This window comes from Candidatus Infernicultor aquiphilus (genome assembly GCF_002784285.1).
Lineage (GTDB): Bacteria > Atribacterota > Phoenicimicrobiia > Phoenicimicrobiales > Phoenicimicrobiaceae > Infernicultor > Infernicultor aquiphilus.
In genome coordinates this window covers 1-2548 of the sequence record NZ_PFKO01000164.1, presented here as the reverse complement: position 1 = coordinate 2548, position 2548 = coordinate 1, and the positions used below count along the sequence as shown (strand labels likewise).

3 protein-coding genes are annotated in these 2548 nt (G+C 33.6%); all 3 read right to left on the bottom strand.

The features are described 5' to 3' along the window. Positions 1-23: 23 nt before the first annotated feature. The gene (locus tag COZ07_RS04540) at positions 24-128 is read right to left on the bottom strand and encodes a hypothetical protein (protein WP_406607400.1); all 105 of its coding nucleotides are present in this window, start codon (positions 126-128) and stop codon (positions 24-26) included. Further along, positions 113-1471, bottom strand: coding sequence for an ATP-binding protein (locus COZ07_RS04535; protein ID WP_406607399.1), 1359 nt, complete (start codon positions 1469-1471; stop codon positions 113-115). Before COZ07_RS04535 ends, COZ07_RS04540 begins: the two co-directional genes overlap by 16 nt. Before the next feature lie 381 nt (positions 1472-1852). Further along, positions 1853-2548, bottom strand: a 696-nt coding sequence (locus COZ07_RS04530) for an ATP-binding protein (RefSeq protein ID WP_406607398.1), incomplete at its 5' end; no start/stop codon positions are given.

The window sequence follows — 2548 nt, the reverse complement described above, 5'->3', positions numbered from 1 at the left end:
TAAAGTCAGAAAGAGAAAATATTTCATGACCCAGGAATATCTTTTTTGGCTTTAATCCAGCCCCGGCTAATTAAATTCTTTAAGATAGAATTAGTTAAACCTAAAGAGAGTTTTAGTTTGTGAGCCAGGGAACGCTGGGATAGGGACGGTTGGAAAGAAAAAATACTGGCAAAAATATAAGCTTAGATTGATCATTTAAACCACTAAGACCCATTAAATCCATATTTATTTTATCCTGATAAAAATTCTTGGTGCAGATACAGGTTAGATCAGGAGAATATTCATTTATATAGGATCTGGTACTTCTGGTAATTTTTGCTTCTTCAAAAGGTCGATATTTCACTTCATAACCTCGCCATCTCTCACCCTCACCCTTTAAAACAAAATCCATTTCAGCACCGGCTTTTGTCCTCCAATAATATATTTCATCAAGTGGACCCTTGCCAGTTAAAAGCATTAAAAATACAGAATTTTCCACTAAACTACCGGAATCCCTTCTCCCTTCTAAAGAATTTAGGTCACCTACAATTATATTTCTAATCCCGGTATCCATAAAATATAATTTAGGCATCTTGGTAACTTCTTTTATCTTATTTGAGTAAAAGGGGTTGATTAATCTTATAAAAAAAGTACTTTCCAAAATAAATAGATAACGCTCAAGGGTACGCCGCGATATTCCGCACATAGTGGTGAGATTGGTAAAGTTTAGGGAGTTACCTGCCTGTAAGGCAAGTAATTTAATAGCCTTATTAAAAGCATAGGGATTATCTATGCGGAAAAGATCCTTAATGTCTTTTTTGATATACGAATTGACTACATCTTTTAAATATTCAACATTATCTTCTCGAGTGGGAAGGAGAGAAACCCTGGGCAGACCTCCAAAGATTACATATTCTTCAAAATATCTTAAAAAATCGCCTTCAAAGAAACGAGCCTTCTCCCAATTGCCTGTATCCCAAAAACCTGCCAGGTCTTTTCTATCTTTAAATTCAAGAAACTCACCAAAATCAAGAGGATAAATCTCGAATACCCTTTTTCTCCCGGCTAACGAATCTTTAAATTTAGTTTTTATAGAAAAGGATGATGAACCACTTACCACCAGGCTAATTTCCTTATGATGATCTGCAATAATTTTTAAAAAATTGCTCGGGTTTTCCATATATTGAATTTCATCAAGAAAGACAAAGCATCTCTCTTTTAAATCTGCTCCCTTTGCCGCAAGGAAAGCAATGAACTCTTCAACCCCCCTATTTACTACGTCTAATAAATTCATATCTTCCAGGTCGAAATAAAACACTCTATTACTCTCAACTTTTTCTACTTGTAGGAGGTTGTCTATCAATAAATACATTATACTAGTCTTGCCTACCTGCCGGGCTCCTAAAAGTACAATTAAATCATTACTCTTTAAAAGCCTGCTCATAACCTTATTGGTAATTCTTCGTGGTTTTAATCTTTTCATACTTTTCATACTTTTTATATATATTACCTCACTATTTTAGCATATTCATATAACATTAGTAAGGTTATTTTAGCACGTTATTCATAATATAGCAAGTTTATCTGTTTTTTAAATGTAAAGACGGGCACTAAAATTCAAGATGTGGGCTGGAAATGAAAGAAAGCGTATAGTAATAGCGGATAGAATAATTAGTATCGAATATCGAGTATATGGTATATAGTGAGGAAGAGATCAAAATATAGTTTGTCTTTTGTTTACCCTGGGCACGATGCATGGTGCCCCTACATTATTGCTCTTGTAGGGGTCGAATTTATTCGACCCGTCTTTAGCGGGTTTGATGAATCAAACCCTTACCTTAATTCATATACAGGGGGGACACCTGTCCTACGATTAATGAGAAGGTCTTAACAGCCATTTCCATACTGGCGTAATTTTAATATTTATTCCTTCGGCAATTTCGTTACCCTCTTCATCATAAGTGAATAGAACCCCTTCTTTTACATTTAGTTTCTGGCAGGCCTCCACCAATCCTTTTATCTCTCTTTCTTTATTTTCTTCTTTTAACTCCCAGGTTACCTGGCCAGGAAATAATTTACTCTGCTCGTCTTTTATTATAAAATCACATTCTTTCTTTTCTTCAAAGTAAAATATCTCCTCTCCTTTTCTTCTTAACTGGCAAAAAACTATATTTTCTAATATTCTTCCCCTATCAGCAGAGGTAACCTTTTTACAGATACCAGTATCTATAAGATAAACTTTGGCTGGATTTCTAAGTCTCTTATAAGAAGATTCAGCAAATTTTCTGGTCTCAAAAATGAGCATACTTTCTAAGAAGTAATAGTAATATGAAAATAAAGTATCTTTAGAAAAAGGTAATTTTTCTTTATATTGTTTATAAAAAGCATTTAAAGAAAATTTTGAGGAAAAGGAAGAAAAAAGTCTTTCGGTAAGCATTTTCAAAAGAGGTATATTGGAAATGTTAAATCTTTCCACTAAATCTTTAAAAAACATTGCTTCCAAATATTCTTTGATAACCTTTCTTTTTTCAAAGTCTGATTTTAAAAGAGAGACCTCAGGAAAACCACC